Annotated in this window: 7 protein-coding genes; 1 reads left to right on the top strand and 6 read right to left on the bottom strand. The window is 68.3% G+C overall.

What is annotated here, in order from left to right; genetic code table 11:
• Positions 1-116: 116 nt before the first annotated feature.
• Both ACFXDJ_RS14470 and ACFXDJ_RS14465 read right to left on the bottom strand, forming a co-directional pair.
• Positions 117-1,658: an AMP-binding protein gene (locus ACFXDJ_RS14470; protein WP_384652008.1), complete on the bottom strand. Its 1,542-nt coding sequence runs from the start codon at positions 1,656-1,658 to the stop codon at positions 117-119.
• 88 nt (positions 1,659-1,746) lie between these two features.
• The gene (locus ACFXDJ_RS14465; RefSeq protein WP_384652006.1) at positions 1,747-2,883 is read right to left on the bottom strand and encodes a winged helix DNA-binding domain-containing protein; all 1,137 of its coding nucleotides are present in this window, start codon (positions 2,881-2,883) and stop codon (positions 1,747-1,749) included.
• Between the two features lie 211 nt (positions 2,884-3,094).
• Between ACFXDJ_RS14465 and ACFXDJ_RS14460 the strand changes: the two genes are divergently transcribed.
• Positions 3,095-4,276 carry a magnesium and cobalt transport protein CorA gene (locus tag ACFXDJ_RS14460; protein WP_384652005.1) on the top strand — a complete coding sequence of 394 codons (1,182 nt, stop codon included), beginning with the start codon at positions 3,095-3,097 and terminating at the stop codon, positions 4,274-4,276.
• A 414-nt stretch (positions 4,277-4,690) separates the two neighbouring features.
• Here the strand turns inward: ACFXDJ_RS14460 and ACFXDJ_RS14455 are convergent, their stop codons facing one another.
• From ACFXDJ_RS14455 to ACFXDJ_RS14440, 4 genes are all read right to left on the bottom strand, one after another.
• Positions 4,691-4,909 (bottom strand): hypothetical protein, encoded by a 219-nt coding sequence (locus ACFXDJ_RS14455; protein WP_384652003.1) that lies wholly within the window; start codon positions 4,907-4,909, stop codon positions 4,691-4,693.
• 107 nt (positions 4,910-5,016) lie between these two features.
• The gene (locus ACFXDJ_RS14450; RefSeq protein ID WP_384652001.1) at positions 5,017-5,280 is read right to left on the bottom strand and encodes a DUF5132 domain-containing protein; all 264 of its coding nucleotides are present in this window, start codon (positions 5,278-5,280) and stop codon (positions 5,017-5,019) included.
• Between the two features lie 242 nt (positions 5,281-5,522).
• Entirely contained in the window at positions 5,523-5,714 is a 192-nt protein-coding gene (locus tag ACFXDJ_RS14445; RefSeq protein WP_384651999.1) for a hypothetical protein, read from the bottom strand.
• 56 nt (positions 5,715-5,770) lie between these two features.
• Entirely contained in the window at positions 5,771-6,055 is a 285-nt protein-coding gene (locus ACFXDJ_RS14440) for a DUF5132 domain-containing protein (protein ID WP_384651997.1), read from the bottom strand.
• Positions 6,056-6,730: the final 675 nt, after the last annotated feature.

The raw sequence follows: 6,730 nt of genomic DNA, 5'->3' as shown, positions 1-6,730 counted from the left end.
CCCCGCCCTCCGCACCGCGCCGTCGACTCCCCCCTTCCGCCGTTGCCGTTCCGCTGTGCGTGCCTTCCCCCCGCCCGCCGGGCCGCCCCCCCGCCCCGCCCCCCGCGGCGCGGAGGTCAGTTCACCTGCCGGTCGCGGCCCGACCAGTACGGGTCGCGGAGCTTGAACTTCTGGATCTTGCCCGTGGCCGTGCGCGGGATGGCGTCGCGGAACTCGACCGTCGTCGGCGCCTTGTAACCGGCCATGTGCTGCTTGCAGTGGGCGATGATGTCGGCCTCCTGGGCCGTCGCCCCCTCGGCCAGTACCACCAGGGCCTTGATCGTCTCGCCCCACTTCTCGTGCGGGACGCCGATGACGGCGACCTCGGCGACCGCCGGGTGACTGAAGATCGTGTCCTCCACCTCGATCGACGAGACGTTCTCACCGCCGGTGATGATCACGTCCTTCTTCCGGTCGGAGATCGTCAGGTGGCCGTCGGCCTCGTCGACCGTGCCTCCGTCCCCGGTGTGGAACCAGTCCTCTTCGAGCGCCGCCGCGGTCTCCTCGGGCTTGTCCCAGTAGCCGTCGAGCACCACGTTCGAGCGGGCCAGGACCTCGCCGGAGTCCGAGACCTTCAGCTTGACCCCGAGCGCGGGCAGGCCCGCACGGGACAGCTTGCGCGCCCGCTCCTCGGCAGGCAGGTCCGCGTCGGCGGGCCGGGTCCGGTTGAAGGTGAGGAGCGGGGAGGTCTCGGTGAGGCCGTAGATCTGGGTGAATTCCCAGCCCAGCTCCTCCTCCACCCGCTGGATGGTCCTGGTCGGCGGCGGGGCGCCCGCGCAGACGATCCTTACCCGGTCGCGGCCCGGGATCGCGCCCTCCCAGGTCGCCGCCGCGTCCAGGACGGTGTTCCAGACTGCGGGCGCGCCGCACATCAGGGTCACCCCGTGCTCCTCCACGCGGCGCAGGATCTCCGGCCCGTCCACCTTGCGCAGGACGACCTGCTTCACGCCGAGGCCGGCCATGACGTACGGCATGCCCCAGCCGTTGCAGTGGAACATCGGCAGCGTGTGCATGTAGACGTCGCGCTCCCACACCCGGGTGTGCAGGCCGAAGGTCAGGCCGTTCACCCAGATGTTGCGGTGCGTGAGCTGCACGCCCTTGGGGCGGGCGGTGGTCCCCGAGGTGTAGTTGATCGTCGCGGTGGCGTCCTCGTCCGGCCGCGACCAGGGGCGCGGCTCCACGCCGAAGCGCATCAGCTCGGTGTCGGTCTGGGTGTCGAGGACGAAGCGGTGGCGCACTTTGACGGCGGCGAGCGACCGGTCGAGTTCCGGGTCGACCAGCAGGACCGAAGCTCCGGACTGCTGGACCACGTACGCCACCTCCTCGGGCTTGAGGCGGAAGTTGACCGGCACGCAGATCCGACCGCTCATCGGCACCGCGAACAGCAGCTCCAGCATCCGCGCGGAGTTGTGGCTGACCACCGCCACGCGCTCGCCCTCGCCGACCCCCAGCGCGTCCAGCCCCGCCTGCCAGGCCCGGACCCGCTCGCCCAGCCGCCCGTACGTCGACTCGGGCACCGGCGCCCCGGGCTGATCGGGCTCGTCGACCACGCCGGGGCTGGACGAGAACCCCAGCTCTGCCCGGTCGAGGAAGTCCGTGACGGTCATGGGAATCCGCATTGCTTGCTCTCTCTCCTATGTCCAGGCAGACCGGCAGACCGGCTACAGGCATCGTGCCGTGTCCGGTGTACGGGCCACCAGAGCGGCGTCAGCCGTGGATTGACCCGAAGCGGACGGACCCGCCGGCGCCGTCGGCCCCGTCTTCGGTCATGGCTGCGAGGAGCGCCTCCCCTTCGGCGACGATCTCCGCCGTACGGGCCTTCGTCGCCGCGGAGAAGAGCTCGACGGTGAGGGTGTTCCCGTTCAGCTTCCAGAGCCCGGCGAGGAACCCGTCGAGCAGGAGCACGCAGTGGGCCTGGTTCCCCGACCAGGTGCGCCCCTTGAACTCGGGGGCGATCACGCGGGACCGGTCGGCGTGGGAGAGGAGCAGGTTGTCGAACTCGGGGAGGAAGCGCGGCGGCGCGGGCACGTCGGCGTCGGGCCGGGGCGCCTCGGGCAGATCAAAGAGCTCGACGCCGTTCTCGTCCCGGAAGACGACCAGCCGCGGCCGCAGCCGCTCGAACGCTTCGCGCAACCGGGTGACACCGGCCCAGGTCTGCATGTCCTTGACGGAGGCGGGACCGAAGGCGCCGAGATAGCGCAGGACGGCATCGTCGATGCCCTGCGTGCCGTGAGGACCCTCCCTCACCCCGGCCTCTTCCCCCACCCACTCGCCGAGGGTGGTGAGCCGCACCTGCCCGCTCTTCCCCCACACCCCGCGCGGGGTGATCTGCACGAGTGGCAGCCGGCAGCGCGCGGCGACGGACAGCGACGGGGGATCGGCGTCGGGCCACTCCTTGAGCAGTTCCTCGCGGATCTCCGCCATGGTGCGGGGCTCTCCCTCCACGAATTCCCGCGCGAGCCCAGCCAGCCGGTCCAGGTCGACTCCGACCAGGCCCTTCCGGAAGTTGTTGACCTCCCGGTCGCGGGCGGGCTGCACGAGCGGCCGCAGCGTCAGCGCGTCCTGGGCCGTGTGGGTGTGGATGGTGGACCTCATGGTGACGATCCGGACCACTCCCCGGGATTCCATCAGCCCGGCGAGCTCGGCGGGCCGGAACCCGGCGAGGCGGGCATGGAGCTGGAAGTACGGCGGCTTCACGTTCTGCGCCTGGAGTCCGAGGAGGTGTGCGACGGCATCCCGCGCCGGCATCTCGGCGCGGCTCAGGAGCAGCTGGCGCGCGAGCGTGGCGCGGTTCAGCGAACGGGTATCAAGTACGGGATGCGTCGTCCTGGAGTTGGAGGCCATGCCAGCAAACTAACCCCCCTTGCGGACACCCCCTGTCCGCAACCCAACCCAACCACCCCTCTCCCCACCCACACCCCAACCCACACCCCAGCTGCACCACCTGCCGAACCATTCCACCCATTCCATCCATTCCTGCCGATATCATGCCCCTTGCCGCAAACCACACCATCAATCACATTCGCCCGGGAGCTGACCTGCGATGTCACCCTCGATGTCGGAGCGCCCAGACCGCCGCCCTTCACCCCCCGCCTCGCCTTCGCCCGCGAAGCGCGCCGGTGGCTGGCGCCGCCCGGGATCCCCTCCCGCGAGTCCCCCGGCCACTCCCCCGCGGTCCCCGAACCCGGCCCCGGCGGCCCCCACGCCCCCGGACCACCGCAGCGTGATCGACTCCGCCGTCTACCGCGACGGCGTCCGAGTCGCCTCCCCCACCACCCTCGCCGAAACCTTCCGCAGGCTGCGCGAACAGCCCGACGGCATGGCCTGGATCGGCCTGCACCGCCCCACCGAGCCCGAACTCCACTCCCTGGCCACCGAGTTCAACCTCCACCCGCTGTCCGTCGAGGACGCCCTGGAGGCCCACCAGCGCCCCAAGCTGGAACGGTACGGAGACACCCTCTTCGTCGTCCTGCGCGCCGCCCGCTACCTGGACGCGCTGGAGGAGGTCGACTTCGGCGAGCTCCACATCTTCGTCGGCCCGGACTTCCTGATCACGGTCCGCCACGGCGCCGCCCCCGACCTCTCCGCGGTCCGCCGCCGCATGGAGGAGTCCCCGGAACTCCTCTCCCTCGGCCCGGAGGCCGCCCTCTACGCCATCCTCGACGCGGTGGTCGACGGCTACGCCCCGGTCGTCGAGGGCGTCCAGAACGACATGGACGAGATCGAGACCGAGGTCTTCCGCGGCGACCCCGAGGTCTCCCGCCGCATCTACGAACTCTCCCGCGAAATGGTCGAGTTCCAACGCGCCACCCGCCCCCTGGTCGGCATGCTCCACAGCCTGATGGCCGGCTTCGCGAAGTACGGCACCGACGAGGAACTCCAGCGCTACCTCCGCGACGTGGCAGACCACGTAACCCACACCAGCGAACGCGTAGACGGCTTTCGCCAGGCCCTCACCGAAATCCTGACGGTCAACGCCACCCTGGTCTCCCAACAACAGAACGCCGAAATGCGCGCCCTGGCCGAGGCCGGCTTCGAACAGAACGAAGAAATCAAGAAGATCTCCTCGTGGGCCGCCATCCTCTTCGCACCCACACTCGTGGGAACCATCTACGGCATGAACTTCGACTCCATGCCTGAGTTGGGCTGGAGCTTCGGATACCCCCTTGCGATCTGCCTCATGGGGATGGTTTGCATCAGTCTGTACGTGATTTTCAAGCGTCGGGACTGGCTCTAAGCACCCTCTGCATCACACTCGGTAATCATTCGCACTTCGCTTTCGCATAACTCACAGATCACCCCAGAAGCGGCCGTGGGGAGCCCCTGGGGAGAATCCGGGGAGAATCGGCTGACGATCCAGGTCTGGGTCTGCGGCTTCGGCCCTGTCCCGCTTCCTGGTCAACATCTCACCGTCACGCTTGCTGCACCCGCAACGGATCACAGACAGTGACGTCGACTTCTGAACGAAGCCACCATCGGCCCGATCCATGCGCCTCCCGATGCCGACGGTCTCCAGGCGAACCTCACCGGCGCCGAGTGGACCGATGACGAAGCCTTCGCCGCCCACGGCCTCGACGATGCCACCATCACCGCTCTCCGCATCTGGCCCGTGGAGTGGCTGCCCGTCAGGGCCAACTCGTGTTGATCCGCTTCACCACGTCGGCGGCGGCCACCCCGGCGCCAGCAGCAAGCCCCGGCTGACGGCCGAGGCCACCCTCCAGACCGGCGCGGTGACCATCGGGAACCGGAACCAGGCCGCGATCGTGGCAGCGATCACCGCCGCCACCGCATCGGCGAACACCGATAGCGCGGGCGTCGGCAGCACGAGCGAAGGATCGTCGGCGAGCGCGACCAGATGCGAGGTGAACACCCCCGCGAGCGGGTCCGGGCCTTCGCCTCAGCCGGGTTCCCAACGACAATTCGGCGCCTGCGACGCAGGCGCACCTCATCCCATCGGATTCTGACCGGACAGCGGTACTACCGCTCGGTGGCGCCGCGTGGGGTCGCGGAAGGCCCGGCCTCGGCAGTACCGCCCGAAACCGGGCTCTCGACGGCATGCTTGGCAACCGCAGCAGCGGCTGCACCCTGCACCTCGGCACGCACCCTGGCACATGCCTGCTTGACATTGACGGTGAGCCCCACTGAACCCTTCACCGCGCCGCGTGCGATGGGCTTGACGATCTTCTGTGCCAGCGGTGACACGATCACACCCGCGAGGAAGGGAAGAACAACAAGTGGCATGGTGATTTCTCCTTGTCTCGGCACAAGGTTCTACGAACGGCAGGACAGCGATCAAACGCCACAGGACGAGCCACACAGGCTCGCGTATTCACTCGAACAGGCGATCAAGTACGCCCAGCCGGTGCTGTGCCACAGCGTCCGGCAACGAAGCTCTGCGGACGATCCGCAGGACGTTTCCGCCGACCGCCCTCTAGCATCCGCTGCGACGTCAACAGAAACCCAGGAGACTACAAGAGAGGTCATCAGCACCACTGGAGGCCGACCATGGACAGGTACATGGGGATCTTTCCGACTGTTCTCCTGGGGACGGTGACCGACTGCAGGGTGCCGTGCGCCAGGTCCCGCACGATCAACTTGTAGGTACCGCAGTCATTTACGAGTTCGGCGGTGTACAGCACGTCCATCGACGCCTCGTCCGCGGCCGTCGCATTCATCAGGTCACGACCCTCAACCATGGGCTCCACACTTGAATGGGCTTCTCTCATCGACATCAGTGGCTCGGGGCGGCGGCGCCCGACGCGGCTGCCTCCGACCGAGGCTTCACCGGCTTGGCATCCGCGTCTGCGTCGGCCCGCAGCTGGGCGCTGATCATCTCGGCAGTCGCTTCCGCAGCGAGGTCGTGGAGCCCTTCGTTGGCCTGGTGCGCCACCTTCTTCACCTCCATCGCAAGGCTCATCGATGTCTTGACGACGCCGAACACCAGTGGCTTCACGAGGCGCTTTGCCAACGGTGCCACGAGAAGACCGAGCAGGAAGGAGGGGACAACAGGCGGCATGATGGTGATCTTTCTCTGTGTGTGGCTGAAAGGACGGCCCGCGGCTGTACAGCGAGTGCCGCCCCGCATGGATAGCAGCGTTCAGTAAACGATCAAGCGTCGATAGGAAATCGGCTCGCTCTTGGGTGTCGCCGTCGACCGTGCTGTGCACGGCCGGCGAGTGGAACGCTAACGGCTGTGCAAATGACGCGGCCGACCATCGCGACAAGTTCATCCCTGAAGGTGAACACCGACGACGGTCCGAGGGATAGCGGCAGGAATGCCGGTTGGCCGCGTGATGCACCGCACCGGATTCCGGAAGTTCGCCGGTAACCTTCCCGTCCACGGCACTAGCGGGTCTCCACCTCTCCCCCCAGGCCCCTGAGACACGTACTCGTCCAATGGCGCCTGAGATGCCCCGGGGACCCATCGTGGAGGCCCGGGAGCCGGCGATCATCCGATGCGGCGGGGACCATCGGCTGCGGCGTGTGCCCTCCGTCGTCAGCCCCCGGCAGCGGGTGGGTAGTGGTGTCGTCTTCGACGGAGATGTTCGAGTTCACCATGGGTCAGCCTCCTGATCGGTCGTCCGGATGTTCTGCGAGGGAAGGGCATCGAGCCGGGCAAGGTGTGTAGCGAGGGCCGCCCCGGTGAGTACGAGCGCGACGGGGTGGTGGTGCGGTCTCTGCCGGATCGGTG

The sequence above is a fragment of the Streptomyces sp. NPDC059443 genome (genome assembly GCF_042750105.1).
In the GTDB taxonomy this organism is placed as follows: Bacteria; Actinomycetota; Actinomycetes; order Streptomycetales; family Streptomycetaceae; genus Streptomyces.
Note: the sequence above shows the minus strand (reverse complement) of the source record. Positions and strands in the feature narration are given on the sequence as shown.